We start from the raw sequence: 24,237 nt of genomic DNA, 5'->3' as shown, positions 1-24,237 counted from the left end.
CCCGGGCCGGCCGTGGGCCGCGCCGAGGTGGGCCGCAGGGCACGCCGTGGTTGTCAGTGGTGCGTGCGATGCTTGTCGCGATGGCCAGGAAGACTGCGAACGACGACCCTCTCGCCCCGGTGACCCTCGCCGTGGGCCAGGAGGACCTCCTGCTGGACCGCGCGGTGCAGGAGGTGGTGGCCGCCGCGAAGGCCGCCGACGCCGACACGGACGTGCGCGACCTGACCCCCGACCAGCTCCAGCCCGGCACCCTCGCCGAGCTGACCAGCCCCTCGCTCTTCGCCGAGCGCAAGGTCGTGGTCGTACGCAACGCGCAGGACCTGTCCGCGGACACGATCAAGGACGTCAAGGCGTACCTCGGCGCGCCGGCCGAGGAGATCACCCTCGTCCTGCTGCACGCGGGCGGAGCCAAGGGCAAGGGCCTGCTGGACGCCGCCCGCAAGGCGGGAGCACGCGAGGTGGCGTGCGCCAAGATGACCAAGCCCGCCGACCGGCTGGCCTTCGTGCGGGCGGAGTTCCGCACCGCCGGGCGGTCGGCCACCCCCGAGGCGTGCCAGGCCCTGGTCGACGCGATCGGCAGCGACCTGCGGGAGCTGGCCTCGGCGGTCTCCCAGCTGACCGCCGACATCGAGGGGACGATCGACGAGGCGATCGTCGGGCGGTACTACACCGGACGGGCCGAGGCCTCCAGCTTCACGGTCGCCGACCGGGCGGTCGAGGGACGGGCGGCCGAAGCCCTGGAGGCGCTGCGCTGGTCCCTGGCGACCGGAGTGGCACCCGTGCTGATCACCAGCGCGCTCGCCCAGGGCGTGCGGGCCATCGGCAAGCTCTCCTCCGCCCGAGGCGGACGCCCCGCCGACCTCGCCCGCGAGCTGGGCATGCCGCCGTGGAAGATCGACCGCGTCCGGCAGCAGATGCGCGGCTGGACCCCGGACGGCGTCTCGGTGGCCCTGCGCGCGGTGGCCGAGGCGGACGCGGGGGTGAAGGGCGGCAGCGACGACCCCGAGTACGCCCTGGAGAAGTGCGTGGTGACCATCGCGCGGGCGGCGCGCTCACGCGGGCGGACCTGACGCCGGGGGACGGACGGCCCCACTCCGGTACGGGTGGCCCTGCTCTGGTAGGGGCGGCCCTGCTCCGGTAGGGGTGGCCCCGCTCCGCCACGGGCGGCCCCGCTCCCGCACCGGAGCCGTCGGCACCGTCCCGGCACACCGAAGGCCCCGGCGCCGTCCTGGGGAAGGACGGCCACCGGGGCCTTCGGATCAAGCTCTCGGACCCATGCCCGCGTGGCGAACGCAGGCCGCGCATGGATCCTGGGTGCCGGACGGGGGCGGATGAGAGAGGGCCCGCCCTGGGTCCTTCCGGCGATCAGACCAGATAAGGGGTTCAGCCCTTGAGGGCGCCGACCTTCTGAGCCAGGGCCGACTTCTTGTTGGCGGCCTGGTTCTTGTGGATGACGCCCTTGGAGACGGCCTTGTCGAGCTGGCGCGCAGCAACGCGCTGGTACTCGGTGGCCTTCTCGACGTCGCCCGCGGCAGCGGCCTCACGAGCCTTGCGGATCGCGGTCTTCAGAGAGGACTTGACGGCCTTGTTGCGCAGCCGGGCCTTCTCGTTGGTCTTGTTCCGCTTGATCTGGGACTTGATGTTCGCCACGAATGAGCCTTTGCAGGTTCAGGCACGAGGCCGCGAAGGTCCCGTGCCGATGATTTCTTGAAGGAGTGCCTCGTGCTGAGAGGGCATGAGACACAGCCCCCCACGTTACCAGCGGCGGGTGAGCCGCCCAAAACGCGGCCCCGCGGACGGCCCCGCGGAAGACCGGACCCCGCCCGCCACCCCTCCCAGAACCGTCCCGGCGCCCCACCCGTGGGACGATGGAAGCTACGTATAGATCCGACCCGAGACCGCAGACACTGCGGACGCCTCAAGAATCAGGACCCTGCGTGCCCGCGATCCCTAGCCATGTGCCCGAGCCGAGCCGTACCGACCCGGCTCTGATCCGCAACTTCTGCATCATCGCGCACATCGACCACGGCAAGTCCACGCTCGCCGACCGGATGCTCCAGCTGACCGGTGTGGTCGAGCAGCGGCAGATGCGCGCCCAGTACCTCGACCGCATGGACATCGAGCGCGAGCGCGGCATCACGATCAAGTCCCAGGCGGTGCGACTGCCGTGGGCCCCGTCCCACGACGAGGGCAACACGCACATCCTCAACATGATCGACACCCCGGGGCACGTCGACTTCACCTACGAGGTCTCGCGGTCGCTGGCGGCCTGCGAGGGCACCATCCTCCTCGTCGACGCCGCCCAGGGCATCGAGGCCCAGACCCTCGCCAACCTGTACCTGGCGATGGAGAACGACCTCACGATCATCCCCGTGCTGAACAAGATCGACCTGCCGGCCGCGCAGCCCGAGAAGTTCTCCGAGGAGCTGGCCAACCTGGTCGGCTGCGAGCCCGACGACGTGCTGAAGGTCTCCGCCAAGACCGGCCTCGGCGTCGACGCGCTGCTGGACAAGGTCGTCGCCGAGATCCCCGCCCCGGTCGGCGTCAAGGACGCCCCCGCCCGCGCGATGATCTTCGACTCGGTCTACGACTCGTACCGGGGCGTCGTGACGTACGTCCGTGTGATCGACGGCCAGCTCAACAAGCGCGAGCGCATCCGGATGATGTCCACCGGCGCCACGCACGAGCTGCTGGAGATCGGCACCAACTCGCCGGAGATGCTCGCCGCCGACGGTCTCGGCGTCGGCGAGGTGGGCTACCTGATCACCGGCGTGAAGGACGTCCGCCAGTCCAAGGTCGGTGACACCGTCACCAGCCAGCACAAGGGCGCCGAGGAGGCCCTGGGCGGCTACAAGGATCCGCGGCCCATGGTCTTCTCCGGCCTCTACCCGCTGGACGGCTCCGACTACCCGCTGCTGCGCGAGGCCCTGGACAAGCTCCAGCTCAACGACGCCGCGCTGGTCTACGAGCCGGAGACCTCCGCCGCCCTGGGCTTCGGCTTCCGCGTCGGCTTCCTCGGCCTGCTCCACCTCGACGTGATCCGCGAGCGGCTGGAGCGCGAGTTCGGCCTCGACCTGATCGCCACCGCGCCCAACGTGGTCTACCGGGTGGTCATGGAGGACGGCACCGAGCACACCGTCACCAACCCGAGCGAGTTCCCCGAGGGGAAGATCAACGAGGTCTACGAGCCGGTCGTGCGCGCCACGATCCTGGCGCCGACCGAGTTCATCGGAGCCATCATGGAGCTGTGCCAGACCCGGCGCGGCACCCTGCTCGGCATGGACTACCTCTCCGAGGACCGGGTGGAGATCCGCTACACCCTCCCGCTCGCGGAGATCGTCTTCGACTTCTTCGACCAGCTAAAGTCCAAGACCCGCGGCTACGCCTCCCTCGACTACGAGCCCACCGGCGAGCAGACCTCCAGCCTGGTCAAGGTGGACATCCTGCTCCACGGCGACAAGGTGGACGCCTTCTCGGCGATCACCCACAAGGACCAGGCGTATGCGTACGGCGTCCGGCTCGTCGCCAAGCTCAAGGAGCTGATCCCCAGGCAGGCGTTCGAGGTGCCGGTCCAGGCCGCCATCGGCTCCCGGGTCATCGCCCGCGAGACCATCCGCGCCATCCGCAAGGACGTCCTCGCCAAGTGCTACGGCGGTGACATCTCCCGCAAGCGGAAGCTGCTGGAGAAGCAGAAGGAAGGCAAGAAGCGGATGAAGATGGTGGGTTCCGTGGAGGTTCCGCAGGAAGCCTTCATCGCGGTGCTGTCGAGTGACGACAGCGCGGGGTCGGGCAAGGCCAAGAAGTAGCCGCCCACCGTATCCGCCGCCCGCCGAGTCCGGGCAAAACGGCCACGAAAGGACCCGCCGCACGCACGTGCGGCGGGTCCCTTCGCATGTCACGGGCGGGCATCTGTAGGAAGTGACAGGGTGCGGACTCTTACGCCGAGGCCACTCGCCCTCTACTCTGATGCCTGCCCCGTAGTTACTCGTGAGTTAAACAAGTGATCGGGCAACTGTCCGAGTCCCTGCCCGACCACCGCCCGAGAGTGAAATCCAGCCGCACCTGAGCAAGCCGCACCGTCGCGGGCCCACGGAGGATGTCGTGAGCGACACACAGACCCTGATCGAGAACCGTCCGCCCTCCGTGGCGGGACTCTTCCTGGAGCGGGTGGCGGCCACGCCGGACGCCGAGGCCTACCGCTACCCGGTGCCGTCGGCCTCGGGTGAGGGCCCGGACGACTGGAAGTCGCTGACCTGGGCGCAGGCCGCCCGGCGCGTCCACGCCATCGCGGCCGGCCTGATCGAACTGGGCGTGCAGCCCGAGCAGCGCGTGGCCCTGGCCTCCGCCACCCGGATCGAGTGGATCCTGGCCGACCTCGGCATCATGTGCGCCGGTGCCGCGACGACCACCGTCTACCCGCAGACCAACGCGGACGAGTCGGCGTACATCCTCTCCGACTCCGAGAGCCGGGTGCTGATCGCCGAGGACGCCGCCCAGCTGGCCAAGGCCCGGGAGAAGCGGGCCGAGCTGCCCGACCTCACCCACGTGGTGGTGATCGACGCGGCCGGCGCCGACACCTCCGAGGACTGGGTCCTCACCCTCGACGAGCTGGAGCGCCGGGGCGCCGCCCGTCTCGAACAGGACCCCGAGCTGGTCGAGAAGCGGGTCGGCGCGCTCACCAAGGACCAGCTCGCCACCCTCATCTACACCTCCGGCACCACCGGCCGGCCCAAGGGGGTCCGCCTCCCGCACGACAACTGGTCGTACATGGCGAAGGCGATCGCGGCGACCGGCCTGGTCACCAAGGACGACATCCAGTACCTGTGGCTGCCGCTCGCGCACGTCTTCGGCAAGGTGCTCACCTCCGGCCAGATCGAGGCCGGTCACGTCACCGCCGTCGACGGCCGGGTCGACAAGATCATCGAGAACCTGCCGGTCGTCCGGCCGACCTACATGGCGGCCGTCCCCCGCATCTTCGAGAAGGTCTACAACGGCGTCGCCGCCAAGGCCCGCGCGGGCGGCGGGGCCAAGTACAAGATCTTCCAGTGGGCCGCCGGCGTCGCCCGCGAGTACGCCAAGGTCACCCAGGACAACTTCAAGCGCACCGGCACCGCGAGCGCCCCCGCCGGCCTGCGCACCAAGCACGCCGTCGCCGACAAGCTCGTCTACGCCAAGATCCGCGAGGCGTTCGGCGGCAACCTGCGCGCCTGCGTCTCCGGGTCGGCCGCCCTCGCCCCCGACATCGGCTACTTCTTCGCCGGCGCCGGCATCCACATCCTGGAGGGCTACGGCCTCACCGAGTCCTCCGCCGCCTCCTTCGTCAACCCCGGCGAGGCCTACCGCACCGGCACGGTCGGCAAGCCGCTGCCCGGCACCGAGGTGCGCATCGCCGACGACGGCGAGATCCTGCTGCGCGGGCCCGGCATCATGGAGGGCTACCACAAGCTGCCCGAGAAGACCGCCGAGGTCCTGGAGTCCGACGGCTGGTTCCACACCGGCGACATCGGCGAACTCTCGCCCGACGGCTATCTGCGCATCACCGACCGCAAGAAGGACCTCATCAAGACGTCGGGCGGCAAGTACATCGCGCCGGCCGAGGTCGAGGGCCAGTTCAAGGCGGTCTGCCCCTACGTCTCCAACATCCTGGTCCACGGCGCCGACCGGAACTTCTGCACCGCGCTCATCGCCCTCGACGAGATCGCGATCACCGAGTGGGCCAAGGAGAACGGCCTGGAGGGCAAGCCGTACGCGGAGATCGTCGCGGCCCCGGCGACCGTCGAGATGGTCGACGGCTACGTGCGGCAGCTCAACGAGGGTCTGCAGCGCTGGCAGACCATCAAGAAGTTCCGTCTGCTGCCCCGCGACCTCGACGTCGAGCACGGCGAGATCACGCCGAGCCTGAAGCTGAAGCGGCCCGTGGTGGAGCGGGAGTACAAGCACCTGATCGAGGAGATGTACGAGGGCTCGCGCGAGGCGTGACCCGGGCGCGTGTCGTGATCCGTGCGGCGGATGCCCGGAACTGTCCGGATTCCGGCCCACTTCGAGCATTCGCCTACCACGGATCTCACCCATGGCGGCCCACTTCGGTAACTCCGTGCTTACGGGCGGGGCCGGTCTGTCACTCTGTCGGCATTGACTGCGAAGTATGCGCACGCACTGCCCGGGGAGCCGTCCATGGGGGCCATTCCGACGCAACGGGAGACCGTCTCCCGCGCCACCGGTGCGCCCGCGCACCCGGCCGGCGTCTCCGCCCGGGAGTGCGCGCGGGCGCACGTGACGCTGCTGGGCAGCTCCCTGGCGCCGGGCGCGGCCCGTGAGATGGTGCGGGCCGCGCTGACCGACTGGTCGGCGCTCGGCCTGCCGGGCACCCGGCACTGGACCGAGCACCTGGCCGCCGACGCCCTGGTGGTGGTCAGCGAGCTGGTCACCAACGCCGTGGTGCACGCCGGCACCGACGTCGAGGTGGTCTGCCGCCTGGAGGAGACGGGCACCCTCGTCGTCGAGGCCACGGACCACCACCCCTCCCGGGCGCCGAGGAGCGGTGACCAGGAGACTCCGCACGAGATCCCCGAGTACGGCCGCGGCCTGCGGCTCGTCGCCGCGCTCGCGGAGGCCTGGGGCATCACCTACCGACCGGGCACCAAGACCGTCTGGGCGCGGCTGCGTGCCGCGGGCGCCGAGACGGGGGAGACGCCGGAGGCCGCCGGAGTGACCGACGCGTCGGACGCGGCGGACGCGGCGGGCGTGGTGAGTGCGGCCGGCGCGGCGGGCGTGGTGAGTGCGGCGGACGTGGTGGACGGGGCGGACATGGTGCGGACCGCCGCGCGGATCGAGGCGTACGGGGCAGAACGCGACCCGCGCTTCTCCGGGTCCCCGGCCGGGCCGCCGCCGGAGCGGGAGGCCGGTACCGGCCGGCGCGGCCGCGACCGCGAGTGGCTGGGCCGCGGCGCCCTGTCCTTCCTCGCCGAGGCCTCCGACCTGCTGGCCGGACAGCTCGACGAGGACCTGGTCGCCTCCCTCACCGGTCAGCTGATCGTGCCGCGGCTCGCCGACTGGTGCGCGGTGTGGCTGGAGGACGAGTCCCTGGGCCGGGGAGCCTGGAGCGACGCCCCCGGCGCGGTGGTGGGCGCGCGGCTGGCCCGCGTCTGGCACGCCGGCGAGAACCACATCGAGGAGCTGCGCCGCGCCCTGGAGAAGGACCCGCCCCGCCCGCGGGACCCGTGGCGCTCCGGCCCCGTCGCCCACCCCTGGCCCGGTGACGCGCTCGGCCCGGACGGCGCCCACGGCGTCTCCCTCGCCTACCGGCTGGTCGCCGGCGGACGCCCCCTCGGCACCCTGGTCATCGGGCGGTCCGGCACCGCCGGCTTCCCGGACGAGATCACCGGCCTCGTCGAGGACCTCAGCCGCCGGGTCGCGCTCGCCATCGGCGCCGCCCGGCAGTACGCCCGCCAGGCCACCATCAGCGCCGTCCTCCAGCGCGGGCTGCTGCCCGGCGCCGTCGCCGAGATCCCCGGCGTGCGCAGCGCCCTCGTCTACGAACCGTGCGACAAGGGCGGCCCCAGCGGCGACTTCTACGACCTCTTCCCGGCCGGCGACGGCCGCTGGTGCTTCGCCGTCGGCGACGTCCAGGGCAAGGGCCCCGAGGCCGCCGTCGTCATCGGGCTCGCCCGGCCCTGGCTGCGGCTGCTGGCCCGCGAGGAGTACGGCGTCCCCGACGTCCTCGACCGCCTCAACCAGCTCCTCCTGGACGACGCCACCGAGGCCGCCGACGCCGCCGCACGCGCCCTGGTCGCTGCGGGCGGCCCACCGGTTGCCCCGGGCGACGGACCCCAGACCCGCTTCCTGTCCCTCCTCTACGGCGAACTGGTTCCCCACGCGGGCGGCGTCCGCTGCACCCTCGCCTCCGCAGGGCACCCGCTGCCCCTTCTCCTCGGCCCCGACGGCACCGTCCGCGCGGTCGCCGAGCCGCAGACCCTGCTCGGCGTGGTCGAGGACGCGACGTACACCAGCGAGACCTTCGAGCTGTGCTCCGGCGACACCCTCCTGTGCGTCACGGACGGGGTCACCGAGCGGCGCAGCGGCTCCCGCCAGTTCGACGACGGGGACGGGCTGGCGACGGCGCTCGCCGGGTGCGCGGGCCTGGACGCCGGGCTGGTCGCCGAGCGGATCAGGCGGCTGGTGCACGAGTTCGGGGCGCGGCCGCCGGAGGACGACCTGGCGCTGCTGGTCCTCCAGGCCGAGTAGGCGAGGAGCCGAGCCCGGCGGGCAACCGAGCAACGGCGGCCGTACGGGACAATGGAACGCATGCCCTCCGCACTCCCCGACGGCGAGCCCGTCCCCGCCGACGGTGCCCTCCCGGCGTCCGCGCTCGCCGGCGCCGCCGACCGCCCCCTCGGCTTCTACCTGCACGTTCCGTACTGCGCGACCCGCTGCGGCTACTGCGACTTCAACACCTACACCGCGACCGAGCTGCGCGGCACCGGCGGCGTCCTCGCCTCCCGCGACAACTACGCCGAGACGCTGACCGACGAGATCCGCCTCGCCCGCAAGGTGCTCGGCGACGATCCCCGCGAGGTCCGCACGGTCTTCGTGGGCGGCGGTACGCCCACCCTCCTGGCCGCCGGCGACCTGGTGCGGATGCTGCACGCGATCCGCGACGAGTTCGGCCTCGCGCCCGACGCGGAGATCACGACGGAGGCCAACCCGGAGTCGGTCGACCCGGCCTACCTCGCCACCCTCCGCGAGGGCGGCTTCAACCGGATCTCCTTCGGCATGCAGAGTGCCGAGCAGCACGTCCTGAAGATCCTGGACCGCACCCACACCCCCGGCCGCCCCGAGGCCTGCGTCGCCGAGGCCCGCGCGGCCGGCTTCGACCACGTCAACCTGGACCTGATCTACGGCACCCCCGGCGAGAGCGACGACGACTGGCGCGCCTCCCTGGACGCGGCCCTCGGCGCCGGACCCGACCACGTCTCGGCGTACGCCCTGATCGTCGAGGAGGGCACCCAGCTCGCCCGCCGCATCCGGCGCGGCGAGGTCCCCATGACCGACGACGACGTCCACGCCGACCGGTACCTGATCGCCGAGGAGACCCTGTCGGCGGCGGGCTTCGACTGGTACGAGGTGTCCAACTGGGCCACCTCCGACGCCGGGCGCTGCCTGCACAACGAGCTGTACTGGCGGGGCGCCGACTGGTGGGGCGCGGGGCCGGGAGCCCACTCCCACGTCGGCGGGGTGCGCTGGTGGAACGTCAAGCACCCGGGGGCGTACGCGGCCGCGCTCGCGGCGGGCAGGTCGCCGGGCGCCGGACGCGAGGTCCTGACGGAGGAGGACCGCCGGGTGGAGCGCGTCCTGCTGGAGCTGCGGCTGCGGGAGGGCGTCCCGCTGTCCCTGCTGCGGGAGGCGGGGCTCGCGGCGTCGCGCCGGGCGCTGTCGGAGGGGCTGCTGCAGGCGGGACCCTACGAGGACGGCCGAGCCGTGCTGACCCTGCGCGGGCGGCTGCTGGCGGACGCGGTGGTGCGGGACCTGGTGGACTGACCGGGCTGTTCTCGCCCCGGTCGCCTCTTCCTGTCCCGACCCCGGGGGCTGGATCCACCTCTAGCCCGAGGGGGCTCGGTCCGCCTCACGCCGTCACGAAGTCGATCAGCTCCTCCACCCGCCCCAGCAGCTCCGGCTCCAGGTCCTTGTACGAACCCACCCGGGCCAGGATCGCCTGCCACACCGCCCCGGTGTTGTCGGACGGCCATCCCAGTGCCCGGCACACCCCCGTCTTCCAGTCCTGACCGCGCGGCACCCGGGGCCAGCCGTCGATCCCCAGCGACGACGGCTTCACCGCCTCCCAGATGTCGATGTAGGGATGCCCCACGACCAGCGCGTGCTCGCTCGTCACCGCCTGCGCGATCCGCCACTCCTTCGAACCCGGCACCAGGTGGTCCACCAGGACACCGAGCCGCGCGTCCGGCCCCGGGGCGAATTCGGCGACGATCGCCGGGAGGTCGTCGACGCCCTCCAGGTACTCCACCACCACGCCCTCGATGCGCAGGTCGTCGCCCCAGACCTTCTCGACCAGCTCGGCGTCGTGCCGCCCCTCGACGTAGATGCGCCCGGCGCGCGCCACCCGCGCGCGGGCCCCGGGGACCGCCACCGACCCCGACGCCGTACGGGAGGGCCGCACCGGAGCGGAGGACGACGGCCGCACCAGCGTCACCACCCGCCCCTCCAGCAGGAAGCCGCGCGGCTCCATCGGGAAGACCCGGTGCTTGCCGAAGCGGTCCTCCAGGGTCACCGTGCCGGCCTCGCAGCCGACCACCGCGCCGCAGAAGCCGGTACCGGGCTCCTCGACCACCAGACCGGGGTCGGCCGGAACCTCCGGGACCGGCTGCGATTTCTTCCACGGAGGGGTCAGGTCGGCGGAGTACTGGCGCATTCTGATGACGATACGAGGAGCGGGCGCGCCGAGATCAACGCGACACGCCGAAACGCGCGGCCAGCGCGTCCCGTTGGGCCCGCACGAACGCCGCGTCCACCACCGCGCCGTGGCCGGGAACGTACCGCGCGTCCGCACCGCCCAGCTCCAGCAGCCGGTCCAGCGCGGCCGGCCACTGCGCCGGCACGGCGTCGGGGCCGGCCTGCGGCTCGCCGGACTCCTCGACCAGATCCCCGCAGAAGACGACCTCCACCTCGCCCGGCACCAGCACCGCGAGGTCGTGGCCGGTGTGCCCCGGGCCCACGTTGGCCAGCAGGACCTGCCGGCCGCCGCCCAGGTCGAGGGTCCACTCGCCGCACACCTCGTGCGGGACGCGGACCAGCGCGTCGGCCGCCTCCTCCGCCGCCCGCGCGTCCAGCCCCTCCGCCTCCGCGTCCGCGCGGAGCGCCTCCCGCCCGTGTCCGCCCCGCGCGAACATCCCGTCCGTGCCCACCGCCCCGTACACCTGCGCGCCCGCGAAGGCCGCCGCGCCGAAGACGTGGTCGAAGTGCGGGTGGGTCAGCGCGAGATGCGTCACACGGTGACCGGTGAGCGCCTGCGCCGCCGCGCGCAACCGGGCGCCCTCGCCGAGGCTCGACCCGGCGTCCACGAGCAGCGCGGCGCCCGCGCCGACGACCAGCCCCGCCGTGCAGTCCCACCCCGGCAGCCGGCACCGCCCCACCCCCGGGGCCAGCCGCTCCCACCCCAGCTCTTCCCAAGTCGCGCTCATGACCGCGACGCTATCGGGGCACGCGGGCCGAGGGCGCGTCGGCGACGGCGACCGGCCCGGTGACCGGCCTTGCCGTGGGCGTACCCCACAGCCGTACACTGGGCCGGGGAAGTCTGGCACTCGCGCGCCGTGAGTGCCAGGACACACGGGCAGGACAACGGGCGGACGACTTCTGGAGGTGTGCGCGATGCTCAGTGAACGCAGGCTGAAGGTGCTGCGCGCGATCGTCCAGGACTACGTCGGCACCGAGGAGCCCGTCGGCTCCAAGGCCCTCACCGAGCGGCACAACCTCGGCGTCTCCCCGGCCACCGTGCGCAACGACATGGCGGCCCTGGAGGACGAGGGTTTCATCGCCCAGCCGCACACCAGCGCGGGACGCATCCCGACCGACAAGGGCTACCGGCTCTTCGTCGACAAGCTGGCCGGCGTCAAGCCGATGACCGCGCCCGAGCGCCGCGCCATCCAGAACTTCCTGGAGGGCGCCGTCGACCTCGACGACGTGGTGGCCCGCACGGTGCGGCTGCTCGCGCAGCTCACCCGGCAGGTCGCCGTCGTGCAGTACCCGTCGCTGACCCGCTCGACCGTGCGCCACGTCGAGCTGCTCTCGCTGGCGCCCGCGCGCCTGATGCTCGTGCTGATCACGGACACCGGGCGGGTCGAGCAGCGCATGGTCGACTGCCCGGCACCGTTCGGCGAGGCGTCCCTCGCGGACCTGCGGGCGCGGCTCAACAGCAGGGTGGCGGGCCGGCGGTTCACGGACGTGCCGGGGCTGGTCGAGGACCTCCCGGAGGCCTTCGAGGCCGAGGACCGGGGTACGGTCTCCACCGTGCTCTCCACTCTCCTGGAGACGCTGGTCGAGGAGAACGAGGAGCGGCTGATGATCGGCGGCACCGCCAATCTCACCCGCTTCGGGCACGACTTCCCCCTCACGATCCGGCCGGTGCTCGAAGCACTGGAGGAGCAGGTCGTGCTCCTCAAGCTGCTCGGCGAGGCGAAGGATCCGGGCGTGACCGTCCGTATCGGTCATGAGAACGCCCACGAAGGACTCAACTCCACGTCCGTCGTGTCGGTGGGCTACGGTTCGGGCGGCGAGGCGGTTGCCAAGCTCGGCGTGGTCGGTCCGACCCGCATGGACTACCCGGGAACGATGGGAGCGGTACGCGCAGTGGCACGGTACGTCGGACAGATCCTGGCGGAGTCGTAGGTGGCCACGGACTACTACGCCGTACTCGGCGTGCGCCGCGACGCGTCCCAGGACGAGATCAAGAAGGCGTTCCGGAGGCTCGCGCGCGAGCTGCACCCGGACGTCAACCCCGATCCGAAGACCCAGGAGCGGTTCAAGGAGATCAACGCCGCCTACGAGGTGCTGTCGGACCCGCAGAAGAAGCAGGTCTACGACCTCGGCGGCGACCCGCTGTCCCAGGCGGCGGGCGGTGGCGGGGCCGGCGGCTTCGGCGCGGGCGGCTTCGGCAACTTCTCGGACATCATGGACGCGTTCTTCGGCACGGCGTCGCAGCGCGGACCGCGCTCGCGCACCCGCCGGGGCCAGGACGCCATGATCCGCATCGAGGTCGAACTGGACGAGGCGGCCTTCGGCACGACCAAGGACATCCAGGTCGACACGGCCGTCGTCTGCAACACCTGCAACGGCGAGGGCGCCGCCCCGGGCACCTCGGCCCAGACCTGCGACATGTGCCGCGGTCGCGGTGAGGTCTCGCAGGTCACCCGGTCCTTCCTGGGCCAGGTCATGACCTCGCGGCCCTGCCCCCAGTGCCAGGGCTTCGGCACGGTGGTCCCGACCCCGTGCCCGGAGTGCGCCGGCGACGGCCGCATCCGCTCCCGCCGCACCCTCACCGTGAAGATCCCGGCCGGTGTCGACAACGGCACCCGCATCCAGCTCGCGGGCGAGGGCGAGGTCGGCCCCGGCGGCGGCCCCGCCGGCGACCTGTACGTCGAGATCCACGAGCTGCCGCACTCGACCTTCCAGCGCCGCGGCGACGACCTGCACTGCACGGTCACCATCCCGATGACGGCGGCGGCCCTCGGCACCAAGGTGCCGCTGGAGACCCTGGACGGCATGGAGGAGGTCGACATCCGCCCGGGCACCCAGTCGGGCCAGTCGATCCCGCTGCACGGCCGGGGCGTCACCCACCTGCGCGGCGGCGGCCGGGGCGATCTGATCGTCCACGTCGAGGTGACCACCCCGACCAAGCTCGACCCCGAGCAGGAGCGCCTGCTGCGCGAGCTGGCCAAGATGCGCGGCGAGGAGCGTCCGCAAGGGCAGTTCCAGCCTGGCCAGCAGGGCCTTTTCTCCCGCCTGAAGGACGCCTTCAACGGGCGCTGACGGGCAACCGGCCGGGTGCCGGACAGGGTGTGACGCCAGGGGCCGTCCGATGCGGATGCTCCTGGCGTATGCCGACGGAAGCCCGGATTCGGACTTGTTCGGAGGACGTGACAACATGCGCTCATGTCCTCCGCACTGACCGATCTCTTCCCGCTTCCGATCGTGCAGGCGCCCATGGCGGGCGGCGTCTCGGTGCCGCAGCTCGCCGCCGCGGTCTGCGAGGCGGGCGGGCTGGGCTTCCTCGCCGCCGGGTACAAGACCGCGGACGGGATGTACCAGGAGATCAAGCAGGTGCGGGGGCTGACGGCCCGCCCCTTCGGCGTCAACCTCTTCATGCCGCAGCCCGAGACGGCCGACCCGGCCGCCGTCGGCGTCTACGCCCACCAGCTGGCCGGTGAGGCCGCCTGGTACGAGACCGAACTGGGCGACCCGGACTGCGGGCGCGACGACGGCTACGAGACCAAGCTCGCGGTGCTGCTGGACAACCCGGTGCCGGTGGTGTCGTTCCACTTCGGCGTCCCGAGCCGCGAGGTCGTCGACTCCCTGCACCGCGTCGGCACCTTCGCCCTGGTCACCGCGACCACCGCGGACGAGGCCCGGGCCGTCGAACGGTCGGGCGCCGACGCGGTGATCGCGCAGGGCGTCGAGGCCGGCGGCCACCAGGGAACCCACCGGGACAACCCGGAGACCGGCGGCTCCGGCACCGGTCTGCTGTCGCTGGTCGCCCAGATCCGGGAGGCGGTGAGCCTGCCGATCGTGGCCGCCGGCGGCATCATGCGCGGCGCCCAGATCGCCGCCGTCCTCGCGGCCGGCGCGAGCGCCGCCCAGCTGGGCACCGCCTTCCTCGCCACCCCCGAGTCCGGCGCGCACGCCCTGCACAAGCAGGCCCTGACCAACCCCCTCTTCGTGCGCACCGAACTGACCCGGGCCTTCTCCGGCCGCCCCGCCCGCGGACTGGTCAACCGCTTCCTGCGCGAGCACGGCCCCTACGCCCCCGCCGCCTACCCGGAGGTCCACCACCTCACCGCGCCCCTGCGCAAGGCGGCGGCGAAGGCGGGCGACGCTCAGGGCATGGCCCTGTGGGCGGGACAGGGCCACCGGATGGCCCGGGAACTGTCCGCCGGGCAGCTGGTGGAGGTGCTGGCGGCCGAACTCGCCACGGCCGGGACAGCGTTGTCGGGCTACGCGACGGGAGGTACGGGCCGATGACGGCACCGGTGTTCGTGGTCGACTCCCTCGGACCGGGCGACCTGCCCGGCGGGGAGTACGTCCTGGACGGCCCCGAGGGGCGGCACGCGGTCTCCGTCAAGCGGCTGCGGCCCGGGGAGGACGTCGTCCTCACCGACGGCCGCGGACGCTGGGCCGAGGGCGTGGTGAAGGCCGCCGAGGGCAAGGACCGCCTGGTCGTCACCGACCTGGAGACCGTCCACGAGGAACCGCCGGGCCGGCCCCGCATCACCGTCGTCCAGGCACTGCCCAAGGGCGACCGGGGCGAGCTGGCCGTGGAGACGATGACCGAGGTCGGGGTCGACGCGATCGTGCCCTGGGCGGCGTCCCGCTGCATCACGCAGTGGAAGGGCGACCGGGGCCTGAAGGCGCTCGGCAAGTGGCGGGCGACGGCCCGGGAGGCCGGCAAGCAGTCCCGCCGGGTCCGCTTCCCCGAGGTCGCGGACGCGGCGACCAGCAAGCAGGTTGCGTCACTTCTGGCCGACGCCGACTTCGCCGCCGTGCTCCACGAGAGCGGCGAGGAGCCGCTGGCCGCCACCGAACTCCCCGCCGACGGCGACATCGTGCTGGTCGTGGGGCCCGAAGGCGGCGTCTCGCCCGAGGAGTTGGCGCTCTTCGCCGAGGCCGGCGCCCGGCCCTACCGGCTGGGACGCAGCGTCCTGCGCACCTCCACGGCCGGCACCGCCGCGACGGCCGTCCTGCTGGCCCGCACCGGCCGCTGGTCCTGACGGCGCCCGCCGCCGGTCCCGACGGCGCCGGTCGGACGGCCGTGACCGCCGACGGCCGTCCCGCCCGACCGGCCCGGGCCGGGCGAGCCCCCGGGGTGGTGCGGAGTGGCCATATGCGCCCTACCGCCCGTCCCGCACCGGTGGCAGGCTTCCCTCCATGGGGGCGTTGAGACGGAATTGGCGCACGGCTTGGACGGTCGTCGGCTCGGTCGTCGCCGTCGGCGGTCTCGCCGCGTGCGAGCCGGGCGGGCTCAGCTCGGCGTCGGTGGCGTTCACGACCGACCAGACGGTGACCCGTGAGCTGGAGCGCCAGAAGGCGGACGTCCGGTGGCTCACCTGCACCGCCTCCTACGGCGACCGGGAGACCGCCGCCCCGGACGACGAGAACGCCGTGGCGTCCGTCGACTGCGAGGGCAGGACGGACGACGGCAAGGAGATCACCGTCGACGGCCAGGTGACCCGCGTCGTCAACGGCGCCTGCGTGCGCGGGGAGCTGACCGCGAAGGTGGACGGCAAGCAGTGGTTCCGGGTCGACGGACTGGGCAACTGCGACGCCACCAGCGCCCCGGCCGCCGGCCCGACCGGACAGCGGGGACCCGGGCCCACCGTGACCGTCACCCGCACCATCTGGTGCCCGGACGACCCGCACTGCCGTCCCGTGGAGGGCAAGTAGCGCCGCCCGCCGGTGGCCGGTAAGTGATCCAAACCTCTGTCGGCGCACGCCGCCCCTGCATAGGGTGAGGGGGTGACTCAGCCCGCAGCGCCTGCCTACCTCCGCTTTCCGCACCCGCACGGCGAGTTGGTCGCCTTCACCGCCGAGGACGACGTGTGGCTCGCCCCGCTCGACGGCGGCCGGGCCTGGCGGGTCAGCGCCGACAACGTGCCGGTGAACCACCCGCGCATCTCGCCCGACGGCACCACCGTCGCCTGGACCTCGACCCGCGACGGCGCCCCCGAGGTGCACATCGCGCCCGTCGACGGCGGCCCCGCCCGGCGCCTCACCCACTGGGGCAGCGCCCGGACCCAGGTACGCGGCTGGACCGCCGACGGACGGGTCCTCGCCCTGAGCACCTACGGCCAGGCCAGCCTGCGCCGCAGCTGGGCCCGTGCCGTGCCGCTCGACGGGGGACCGGCCGAGACCCTGCCGTACGGGCCCGTCGGCGACGTCGCGGCCGGACCGCACACCGTGCTGCTGTCCGCTCCCATGGGCCGCGAGGCCGCCTGGTGGAAGCGCTACCGGGGCGGCACGGCCGGCAAGCTCTGGATCGACCGCGAGGGCGACGGCGAGTTCGTCCGGCTGCACGACGGACTCGACGGCAACATCGAGTACCCCTTCTGGGTCGGCGACCGCATCGCCTTCCTCTCCGACCACGAGGGCACCGGCGCCCTCTACTCCTCCCTCGCCGACGGCTCCGACCTGCGCCGGCACACCCCTCTCGGGGGCACCTCCCGCTCGAGCGAAGCCGAGAGCGGGGGAGGTTTCTACGCCCGGCACGCCGCGACCGACGGCACCCGCGTCGTCTACTCGTCCGCCGGGGAGCTGTGGACGCTGGACGACCTCGACGGCGCCGAGCCCCGCCGCCTCGACATCCGGCTCGGCGGCCCGCGCGTCGACCTCCAGTCCTACCCGGTCAACGCCGCCCGCTGGTTCGGCTCGGCCTCCCCCGACCACACCGCCCGCGGCAGCGCCGTCGCCGTACGCGGCGGCGTCCACTGGGTCACCCACCGCTCCGGCCCCGCCCGCGCCCTCGCGGTGACGCCCGGCGTCCGCACCCGGCTGCCGCGCACCTTCCGCGCCGACGGCGAGGAGTGGGTGGTGTGGGTGACGGACGCCGAGGGCGACGACGCCCTGGAGTTCGCGCCCGCCACCGGACTCGCGCCCGGAAGCAGCCCGCGCCGGATCGCCGCCGGGCAGCTCGGCCGGGTGCTGAGCCTGGCCATGGCCCCCGACGGCAGCCGCGCCGCCGTCGCCTCGCACGACGGGCGCGTCCTGCTCGTCGAGCGCGAGACCGGCGAGGTCCGCGAGGTCGACCGCAGCGACAACGGCGACGCCTCCGGCCTGGTCTTCTCGCCCGACTCCGCCTGGCTCGCCTGGTCCCACCCCGGCCCCGACCCGCTGCGCCAGCTCAAGCTCGCCAACACCACCGACCTGTCGGTGAGCGAGGCGACCCCGCTGCGCTTCAAGGACTACGCGCCGGCCTTCACCCTGGACGGCAAGCACCTCGCCTTCCTCTCCACCCGCTCCTTCGACCCGGTCTACGACGAGCACGTCTTCGACCTGGCCTTCGTCGAGGGCGCCCGCCCGTACCTGATCACGCTGGCCGCGACCACCCCGTCGCCGTTCGGCCCGCAGCGCCACGGCCGCCCCTTCGAGACCTCGGACCGCGAGGAGACCCCCGACAGCGAGGGCACCCCCACCACCCGGATCGACATCGAGGGCCTCGCCGACCGCATCGTGCCCTTCCCGGTGGAGGCCGCCCGCTACTCCGGGCTGCGCGCCGCCAAGGACGGTGTGCTGTGGCTGCGCCACCCGGTCACCGGTGTCCTCGGCGCCTCCCGCGCCACCCCGGACGCCCCCGACCCGCACACCGAGCTGGAGCGCTACGACCTCGCCCAGCAGCGGATCGAGCACCTCGCCTCCGACGCCGACCACTTCGAGGTCAGCGGCGACGGCAAGCGGGTGCTGCTGTGGACCGACGGCCGGCTCAAGGTCGTGCCCAGCGACCGGCGGGCCTCCGGCGACGAGGACAGCGACACCAACATCACCGTCGACCTGGCCCGGGTCCGGCAGACCGTCGACCCGGCCGCCGAGTGGCGCCAGATGTTCGACGAGACCGGCCGCATCATGCGGGACCACTTCTGGCGGCCCGACATGAACGGCGTCGACTGGGACGGCGTGCTCGACCGCTACCGGCCCGTCCTGGACCGCATCGCCACCCACGACGACCTCGTCGACCTCCTCTGGGAGGTGCACGGCGAACTCGGCACCTCGCACGCCTACGTCACCCCGCGCGGCGGCCACGGCTCCGGCGCCCGGCAGGGCCTGCTCGGCGCCGACCTCTCCCGCCACGAGGACGGCACCTGGCGCGTCGACCGCGTGCTGCCCTCGGAGACCTCCGACCCCGAGGCCCGTTCCCCGCTCGCCGCGCCCGGGGTCGCCGTGCGCGCCGGGGACGCGATCCTCGCGGTCGCCGGCCGGCCCGTGGACCCGGTCACCGGGCCCGGACCGCTGCTGGTCGGCACCGCGGGCAAGCCCGTCGAGCTGACCGTCTCCCCGTCCGGCGGCGGCGAGCCCCGGCACGCGGTCGTCGTCCCCCTCGCCGACGAGGAGCCCCTGCGCTACCACGCCTGGGTCGCCGACCGCCGCGCCTACGTCCACGAGAAGTCCGGCGGCCGGCTCGGCTACCTGCACGTGCCCGACATGGTGGGCGCCGGATGGGCCCAGCTCCACCGCGACCTGCGCGTCGAGGTGGCCCGGGAGGGCCTGGTCGTCGACGTCCGCGAGAACCGGGGCGGGCACACCTCCCAGCTGGTCGTGGAGAAGCTGGCCCGGCGCATCGTCGGCTGGGACCTGCCGCGCGGCATGCGGCCGACCAGCTACCCGCTGGACGCGCCCCGCGGCCCGGTCGTCGCCGTCGCCAACGAGTTCTCCGGCTCCGACGGCGACATCGTCAACGCGGCGATCAAGGCGCTCGGTATCGGCCCGGTCGTCGGCACCCGCACCTGGGGCGGCGTCATCGGCATCGACAGCCGCTACCGGCTGGTCGACGGCACGCTGATCACCCAGCCCAAGTACGCCTTCTGGCTGGAGGGGTACGGGTGGGGCGTGGAGAACCACGGCGTCGATCCGGACGTGGAGGTCCCGCAGCGGCCCCAGGACCACGCGGCGGGCCGCGACCCCCAGCTGGACGAGGCGATCCGGCTGGCGCTCGCGGCACTGGAGGAGACCCCGGCGAAGACCCCGCCGAGCCTGCCGGAGCTGCCGCCGACCGACTGACACACCGGTCGGTACGATGCCCGACAGAAGATCACCGGTCATCCGGTGGTCCCGTGTTCCAGTGTTCCAGTGTGAGGAGGCCCCATGGCGGGCGAGCCACAGGACGACTGCCTGTTCTGCAAGATCGTCGCGGGCCAGATCCCCGCGACGATCGTCCGCGAGACGGAGACGACCGTCGCCTTCCGCGACATAAACCCCCAGGCCCCCACGCACGTCCTGGTGATCCCCAAGGCGCACTACCGGGACGCCGCCGCCCTCGCGGCCGGCGCCCCGGAGGTCGCCGCCGACGTCCTGCGCGAGACTCAGGCGGTCGCCGAACAGGAGAAGCTGGACAGCTACCGCACCGTCTTCAACACCGGCGCCGGCGCCGGCCAGACCGTCTGGCACACCCACGCCCACGTCCTGGGCGGCCGCGGCCTCGAGTGGCCCCCCGGATAAAGCGGCGCGACCACCATGTCCGTACGCGAACTCGTCGTCCTCGGGACCGCCAGCCAGGTCCCGACCCGGCACCGCAACCACAACGGCTACCTGCTCCGCTGGGACGGCGAGGGCATCCTGTTCGACCCCGGCGAGGGCACACAGCGCCAGATGCTGCGCGCCGGGGTCGCCGCCCACGACCTGAACCGGATCTGCGTCACCCACTTCCACGGCGACCACAGCCTCGGCCTGGCCGGCGTCATCCAGCGGATCAACCTCGACCAGGTGCCGCACGAGGTCACCGCCCACTTCCCGCGCTCCGGGCAGCGCTTCTTCGACCGGCTGCGCTACGCCACCGCCTACCGCGAGACGGTCGCCCTCACCGAGGCCCCCGTCGACACCGACGGCACCCTGGCCGTCACCCCCGCCTACACCCTGGACGCCCTGAAGCTCTCCCACCCCGTCGAGTCCTACGGTTACCGCCTCACCGAGCCCGACGGCCGCCGCATGCTCCCCGAACGCCTCGCGGCGCACGGCATCAAGGGGCCCGACGTGGGCCGCATCCAGCGCGAGGGCTCGCTGGACGGCGTACCGCTGGACGAGGTCAGCGAGGTCCGCCGCGGCCAGCGGTTCGCCTTCGTCATGGACACCCGGCTGTGCGAGGGCGTGCACGCGCTCGCCGAGGGCTGCGACCTGCTGGTCATCGAGTCCACCTTCCTCGACGAGGACGAGACCCTGGCCACCGACCACGGCCACCTCACCGCCGGCCAGGCCGCGCGCGTCGCCCGGGACGCGGGCGTGCGCCACCTGGTCCTGACCCACTTCAGCCAGCGCTACTCGGACCCCGAGGAGTTCGAGCGGCAGGCGAGGGCGGCCGGGTACGAGGGCGAGCTGACCGTGGCCCGCGACCTCACCCGCATCCCGGTTCCGAAACGTCGGTGAAACCGCCGTACGATGCTCTGATGCCCCTGCCCAAAGCTGAACTGCACCTCCACATCGAAGGCACCCTGGAGCCGGAGCTGGCCTTCGCGCTGGCCGCCCGCAACGGCGTGTCCCTGCCGTACGCGGACGAGGACGCGCTGCGCGAGGCCTACCGCTTCGAGGACCTGCAGTCCTTCCTGAACCTGTACTACGAGCTGATGGCCGTCCTGCGCACCGAGCGGGACTTCGAGGACCTCGCGAACGCCTACCTCGCCCGCGCCGCCGCGCAGGGCGTGCGGCACGCGGAGATCTTCTTCGACCCGCAGGCACACCTGGCCCGGGGCGTGGAGATGGGCACGGTCGTCGAGGGCCTGTGGCGGGCGCTAGGCACCAGCCGGGACAGGCACGGCGTCTCGACCCGCCTGATCATGTGCTTCCTGCGCGACGAGTCCGCCGAGTCGGCGATGCGCACCCTGGACGCCGCCAAGCCCTACCTGGACCGCATCACCGGTGTCGGCCTGGACTCCGCCGAGGTCGGGCACCCGCCGGTCAAGTTCCGCGAGGTGTACGAGGCCGCCGCCGGCCTCGGCCTGCGCCGCGTCGCGCACGCCGGCGAGGAGGGGCCGCCCGCGTACGTCGTCGAGGCCCTGGACGTCCTCGGCGTCGAGCGGATCGACCACGGCCTGCGCGCGACGGAGGACCCGGCGCTGGTGGAGCGGCTGGTGCGCGACCGCGTCCCGCTGACGCTGTGCCCGCTGTCCAACGTCCGGCTGCGCACCGTGGACACCCTCGCCGACCACCCGCTGCCCGCCATGCTGGACGCGGGTCTCATGTGCACCGTCAACTCCGACGACCCGGCCTACTTCGGCGGTTACGCCGGCGACAACTTCGACGCCGTGCGCGACACCCTCGGCCTCGGCGAGGACCGGCTGCGGGAGCTGGCCCGCAACTCCTTCCTCGCCTCCTTCCTGGAGGGCGAGGAGGACCTGCGGGCGCGCTACCTCGCCGAGGTGGACGCCTACGCGTTCCCGGCGGCGTAGGGCTCAGCCCGTCCCGGACCCCGGTGTGGCCGCGGCCTGCCGGGGCCCCGCCGTGTCGTAGGCGCGCCGGACGGCCACCGCCGGAGCCTCCACGTCGATCTCCACGACCGGCTGCTCCACCGCGCCGACCTCCGGGACGGCGCCGCTCGGCGTGCCCGTGGCGGCGGCGACCAGCGCGGCCGGGGTGCCGCCGCGGCGGCGGATCGCGCCGGGCAGCAGCGGGCGCCCGCCGGTGTGCAGGGCGACGGCGGTCATCGGCGCGGCGACCAGCAGCAGACCGCCGGCCAGCACCAGGCCCATGCCCGCGTAACCGGCCTGCGCCGACAGCACGCTGCCGGTCAGCGGCCCGGCCGCGGTGCCCAGCGAGGACGCCGAGCCGACGAGCACCGCCCACCGTCCGCGGGCGTCGAGCGAGGCGGCGAGCCCGATCAGGTACGACAGCACCACCGGGTACAGCGTGTTCCAGGCGATCTCCCCGGCCGCGAAGGCCGCCGGGGTGGTCGCCGACGCGGTGAGGGCGATGCACAGGGCGATCACCAGGGTGCCCGCGCCGATCGGCATCGCCCGTCCCAGCCGCGGTCCGAGCGCGCCGGCCACCAGCACACCCACCAGACCCGCGCCCAGCGCCACGGCGAGGACGACCCCGAGGGCGGCGTCCCCCAGGCCGGCCTGGGTCAGCCCGATCCGGCCGCTGACACCCCACAGGGAGTTCTGCGCGAGGGACCAGCACAGGACGGCGGCGGCGAGGACCGGGCCCGAACGGCGCCGGGGGAGCGGAGTGTCGGTTCCCGCGTCGTGCCCGGCCGGCGAGGCGGTGGTCCCGCCCGGCAGCCGGCCGGTCAGCGGCCACACCGCGAGCGCCGTCAGCGCGATGGCCGCCAGCGGCAGCCCGTGCGACCGGCCGAGGTGAGGCACCGTCAGGTACACCGCGCCGGCCAGCGCGGACACGCTCAGCAGGCCCGCGGTGGAGGCGCGGTGGGGGTCCTTCTCGGCGGCGATGCGGGTGGCGGCGACCGTGGTGGCCGTGCCCGATCCGAAGCCGCCGACGACCGCGCCGGCGACGACGGCCCAGACGGTGGTGGTGAGCGCGGCGGCGCCGTAGCCGAGGACGGCCAGGGCGAGTCCGAGGCGGGCCAGCGCGCGGGCGCCGACCCGCTGCACCCGGGAGGCCAGCAGGAAGCCCGCGGTCGCCGAACTCAGCAGCAGCGCGCTGCCGACGGCGCCGGCCTGCGTGGTGGTCAGGGAGAGGCTGGTGTCGAGCCTGCCGACGGTGGTGGGCAGCAGATAGGGAGGCAGGTACCCGGCCGTGAAAAGGGCGACGAGGGGCCAGGGAGTGGTGCGGGGGGCGAACACGGGCGTTCCCAGGGCATGCGAAAGGAGGGTGGGAAGGGGAGGGGGCGACGACCGTCGACTGACCGGAACGCGCGCGCAATTTGTATCAAGCGCGGGCAGGCCGAAAACAGGCGGGGCGGTGTGATCTGGGTCACACTCCTGTTTGGGGTGATGAGGTCTGGGTAGCAGCGGTGGCTAACGCCAGTCGACCGAGCCGCCCGCGGCCGGAATCGATGCCTCCACCTTGGCCCTGACCTCCCGCATCACCGCGACGATCCGCGCCTCGTGAGCGGGCGTCAGCCGGGCCACCGGCACCGAGCAGCTGATCGCGTCCAGCGCCGGGATCTCGTAGCGCAGCGCGAAGCCGAAGCCGACGATTCCCGTCACGCCCTCCTCGCGGTCCACGGAGTAGCCGCGCTCCCGGATCCGGGCGAGATCGGCCGCCAGCGACTCCCGGTCGGTGTGCGTGTTCGGGGTCAGCGCCTCGTACGGGCCCTCGGGCAGCTCCGCGTCCGGCCGTTCGGCCAGCAGCGCCTTGCCCAGCGCGCCCGCGTGGGCGGGCAGCCGGCGCCCCACCCTGCTGATCGTGCGCAGGTACTCGTGCGACTCCCGGGTCGCCAGGTACGCCACGTCGTACCCGTCCAGCCGCCCCAGGTGAATCGTCTCGCCCAGCGCCTCGGACGCCTCGTCGAGATACGGCCGCACCACCCGCACCCGCGGGTCGGAGTCCAGGTAGCTGGTGCCGGTGAGCAGGGCGTGGATGCCGATGCCGTACAGCGAGCCGGTGACGTCGGTGCGGACCCAGCCGCGGGAGATCAGGGTCTGGAGCAGCGCGTACATCGAGCTGCGCGGCACGCCCAGCTCGTCCGCCAGCTCCTGGAGCCGGGCCGGGCGGTCCCCGCGGGCGGCCAGCACCTCCAGCAGCTCCACCGTGCGCGCCGCGGACTTCACCTCGCGGACGCCGCCTGCCGCGCCACCTGTCTCCGCCATGCCGCCGATCGTAAACGGATGGCGTCGACCCATTGACGCCCCCGGG

19 protein-coding genes are annotated in these 24,237 nt (G+C 73.4%); 14 read left to right on the top strand and 5 right to left on the bottom strand.

What is annotated here, in order from left to right; all coding sequences use genetic code 11:
• Nucleotides 1–80: 80 nt before the first annotated feature.
• Nucleotides 81–1,070 (top strand): DNA polymerase III subunit delta, encoded by a 990-nt coding sequence (gene holA, locus ACFZP7_RS12120; RefSeq protein ID WP_185908386.1) that lies wholly within the window; start codon nucleotides 81–83, stop codon nucleotides 1,068–1,070.
• A 313-nt stretch (nucleotides 1,071–1,383) separates the two neighbouring features.
• On the opposite strand, the gene rpsT is transcribed toward holA, so the two are convergent.
• Nucleotides 1,384–1,650 carry a 30S ribosomal protein S20 gene (rpsT, locus tag ACFZP7_RS12115; RefSeq protein WP_019326438.1) on the bottom strand — a complete coding sequence of 89 codons (267 nt, stop codon included), beginning with the start codon at nucleotides 1,648–1,650 and terminating at the stop codon, nucleotides 1,384–1,386.
• Between the two features lie 287 nt (nucleotides 1,651–1,937).
• Between rpsT and lepA the strand changes: the two genes are divergently transcribed.
• The 4 genes from lepA (at nucleotide 1,938) to hemW (ending at nucleotide 9,537) form a co-directional block, all read left to right on the top strand.
• Complete coding sequence (lepA, locus tag ACFZP7_RS12110) at nucleotides 1,938–3,806, top strand: translation elongation factor 4 (protein ID WP_029393560.1); 1,869 nt, start codon at nucleotides 1,938–1,940, stop codon at nucleotides 3,804–3,806.
• 295 nt (nucleotides 3,807–4,101) lie between these two features.
• Nucleotides 4,102–5,979 carry a long-chain fatty acid--CoA ligase gene (locus tag ACFZP7_RS12105; RefSeq protein WP_046249912.1) on the top strand — a complete coding sequence of 626 codons (1,878 nt, stop codon included), beginning with the start codon at nucleotides 4,102–4,104 and terminating at the stop codon, nucleotides 5,977–5,979.
• Nucleotides 5,980–6,174: 195 nt separating this feature from the next.
• Nucleotides 6,175–8,244: a SpoIIE family protein phosphatase gene (locus ACFZP7_RS12100; protein ID WP_385634398.1), complete on the top strand. Its 2,070-nt coding sequence runs from the start codon at nucleotides 6,175–6,177 to the stop codon at nucleotides 8,242–8,244.
• Between the two features lie 60 nt (nucleotides 8,245–8,304).
• Nucleotides 8,305–9,537, top strand: a complete 1,233-nt coding sequence (gene hemW, locus ACFZP7_RS12095) for a radical SAM family heme chaperone HemW (RefSeq protein WP_385634397.1) — start codon at nucleotides 8,305–8,307, stop codon at nucleotides 9,535–9,537.
• Nucleotides 9,538–9,622: 85 nt separating this feature from the next.
• Here the strand turns inward: hemW and ACFZP7_RS12090 are convergent, their stop codons facing one another.
• Nucleotides 9,623–10,426, bottom strand: coding sequence for a DUF3097 domain-containing protein (locus tag ACFZP7_RS12090; RefSeq protein WP_031014536.1), 804 nt, complete (start codon nucleotides 10,424–10,426; stop codon nucleotides 9,623–9,625).
• A gap of 34 nt (nucleotides 10,427–10,460) precedes the next feature.
• Nucleotides 10,461–11,195, bottom strand: coding sequence for an MBL fold metallo-hydrolase (locus ACFZP7_RS12085; protein ID WP_046250043.1), 735 nt, complete (start codon nucleotides 11,193–11,195; stop codon nucleotides 10,461–10,463).
• Between the two features lie 187 nt (nucleotides 11,196–11,382).
• Here ACFZP7_RS12085 and hrcA point away from each other — a divergent pair, with 187 nt between their 5' ends.
• From hrcA to ACFZP7_RS12040, 9 genes are all read left to right on the top strand, one after another.
• A complete protein-coding gene (gene hrcA / locus ACFZP7_RS12080) occupies nucleotides 11,383–12,399 on the top strand; it encodes a heat-inducible transcriptional repressor HrcA (RefSeq protein ID WP_355514203.1) in 1,017 nt (338 codons plus the stop codon).
• The gene (gene dnaJ, locus ACFZP7_RS12075) at nucleotides 12,400–13,539 is read left to right on the top strand and encodes a molecular chaperone DnaJ (protein WP_019326429.1); all 1,140 of its coding nucleotides are present in this window, start codon (nucleotides 12,400–12,402) and stop codon (nucleotides 13,537–13,539) included. It abuts the gene before it with no gap.
• Between the two features lie 123 nt (nucleotides 13,540–13,662).
• Nucleotides 13,663–14,748, top strand: coding sequence for a nitronate monooxygenase (locus ACFZP7_RS12070; protein ID WP_385634396.1), 1,086 nt, complete (start codon nucleotides 13,663–13,665; stop codon nucleotides 14,746–14,748).
• Complete coding sequence (locus ACFZP7_RS12065; protein ID WP_127437510.1) at nucleotides 14,745–15,494, top strand: 16S rRNA (uracil(1498)-N(3))-methyltransferase; 750 nt, start codon at nucleotides 14,745–14,747, stop codon at nucleotides 15,492–15,494. The genes ACFZP7_RS12070 and ACFZP7_RS12065 overlap by 4 nt, the downstream gene beginning before the upstream one ends.
• Nucleotides 15,495–15,651: 157 nt before the next feature.
• Nucleotides 15,652–16,167 (top strand): hypothetical protein, encoded by a 516-nt coding sequence (locus ACFZP7_RS12060; protein WP_385634395.1) that lies wholly within the window; start codon nucleotides 15,652–15,654, stop codon nucleotides 16,165–16,167.
• Nucleotides 16,168–16,239: 72 nt separating this feature from the next.
• Nucleotides 16,240–19,491, top strand: a complete 3,252-nt coding sequence (locus ACFZP7_RS12055; RefSeq protein ID WP_210901704.1) for a S41 family peptidase — start codon at nucleotides 16,240–16,242, stop codon at nucleotides 19,489–19,491.
• Between the two features lie 84 nt (nucleotides 19,492–19,575).
• Complete coding sequence (locus ACFZP7_RS12050) at nucleotides 19,576–19,929, top strand: histidine triad nucleotide-binding protein (RefSeq protein ID WP_031014546.1); 354 nt, start codon at nucleotides 19,576–19,578, stop codon at nucleotides 19,927–19,929.
• A 15-nt stretch (nucleotides 19,930–19,944) separates the two neighbouring features.
• A complete protein-coding gene (locus ACFZP7_RS12045; RefSeq protein WP_385634394.1) occupies nucleotides 19,945–20,850 on the top strand; it encodes a ribonuclease Z in 906 nt (301 codons plus the stop codon).
• Between the two features lie 20 nt (nucleotides 20,851–20,870).
• Nucleotides 20,871–21,869 carry an adenosine deaminase gene (locus tag ACFZP7_RS12040; protein ID WP_385634393.1) on the top strand — a complete coding sequence of 333 codons (999 nt, stop codon included), beginning with the start codon at nucleotides 20,871–20,873 and terminating at the stop codon, nucleotides 21,867–21,869.
• Nucleotides 21,870–21,872: 3 nt separating this feature from the next.
• Here ACFZP7_RS12040 and ACFZP7_RS12035 read toward each other — a convergent pair whose 3' ends face one another.
• Both ACFZP7_RS12035 and ACFZP7_RS12030 read right to left on the bottom strand, forming a co-directional pair.
• Nucleotides 21,873–23,222, bottom strand: a complete 1,350-nt coding sequence (locus ACFZP7_RS12035; protein WP_385634392.1) for an MFS transporter — start codon at nucleotides 23,220–23,222, stop codon at nucleotides 21,873–21,875.
• A 174-nt stretch (nucleotides 23,223–23,396) separates the two neighbouring features.
• Nucleotides 23,397–24,191 (bottom strand): IclR family transcriptional regulator, encoded by a 795-nt coding sequence (locus ACFZP7_RS12030; protein ID WP_109202986.1) that lies wholly within the window; start codon nucleotides 24,189–24,191, stop codon nucleotides 23,397–23,399.
• Nucleotides 24,192–24,237: the final 46 nt, after the last annotated feature.

The sequence above is a fragment of the Streptomyces sp. SudanB5_2050 genome (genome assembly GCF_964272335.1).
Taxonomy (GTDB): domain Bacteria; phylum Actinomycetota; class Actinomycetes; order Streptomycetales; family Streptomycetaceae; genus Streptomyces; species Streptomyces rochei.
The sequence above is the reverse complement of the archived record's forward strand: the minus strand, read 5'-3'. Positions and strand labels throughout refer to the sequence as shown.

What these genes read in the sequence shown, in the direction of transcription:
- ACFZP7_RS12040 (WP_385634393.1), top strand. Translation starts at nt 20,871, where the DNA reads ATGCCCCTGCCCAAAGCTGAACTGCACCTCCACATCGAAGGCACCCTG.
- ACFZP7_RS12090 (WP_031014536.1), bottom strand. Translation starts at nt 10,426, where the DNA reads ATGCGCCAGTACTCCGCCGACCTGACCCCTCCGTGGAAGAAATCGCAG.
- hrcA (WP_355514203.1), top strand. Translation starts at nt 11,383, where the DNA reads ATGCTCAGTGAACGCAGGCTGAAGGTGCTGCGCGCGATCGTCCAGGAC.
- ACFZP7_RS12100 (WP_385634398.1), top strand. Translation starts at nt 6,175, where the DNA reads ATGGGGGCCATTCCGACGCAACGGGAGACCGTCTCCCGCGCCACCGGT.
- ACFZP7_RS12065 (WP_127437510.1), top strand. Translation starts at nt 14,745, where the DNA reads ATGACGGCACCGGTGTTCGTGGTCGACTCCCTCGGACCGGGCGACCTG.
- holA (WP_185908386.1), top strand. Translation starts at nt 81, where the DNA reads ATGGCCAGGAAGACTGCGAACGACGACCCTCTCGCCCCGGTGACCCTC.
- ACFZP7_RS12030 (WP_109202986.1), bottom strand. Translation starts at nt 24,191, where the DNA reads ATGGCGGAGACAGGTGGCGCGGCAGGCGGCGTCCGCGAGGTGAAGTCC.
- ACFZP7_RS12050 (WP_031014546.1), top strand. Translation starts at nt 19,576, where the DNA reads ATGGCGGGCGAGCCACAGGACGACTGCCTGTTCTGCAAGATCGTCGCG.
- ACFZP7_RS12070 (WP_385634396.1), top strand. Translation starts at nt 13,663, where the DNA reads ATGTCCTCCGCACTGACCGATCTCTTCCCGCTTCCGATCGTGCAGGCG.
- ACFZP7_RS12060 (WP_385634395.1), top strand. Translation starts at nt 15,652, where the DNA reads ATGGGGGCGTTGAGACGGAATTGGCGCACGGCTTGGACGGTCGTCGGC.
- ACFZP7_RS12085 (WP_046250043.1), bottom strand. Translation starts at nt 11,195, where the DNA reads ATGAGCGCGACTTGGGAAGAGCTGGGGTGGGAGCGGCTGGCCCCGGGG.
- ACFZP7_RS12045 (WP_385634394.1), top strand. Translation starts at nt 19,945, where the DNA reads ATGTCCGTACGCGAACTCGTCGTCCTCGGGACCGCCAGCCAGGTCCCG.
- hemW (WP_385634397.1), top strand. Translation starts at nt 8,305, where the DNA reads ATGCCCTCCGCACTCCCCGACGGCGAGCCCGTCCCCGCCGACGGTGCC.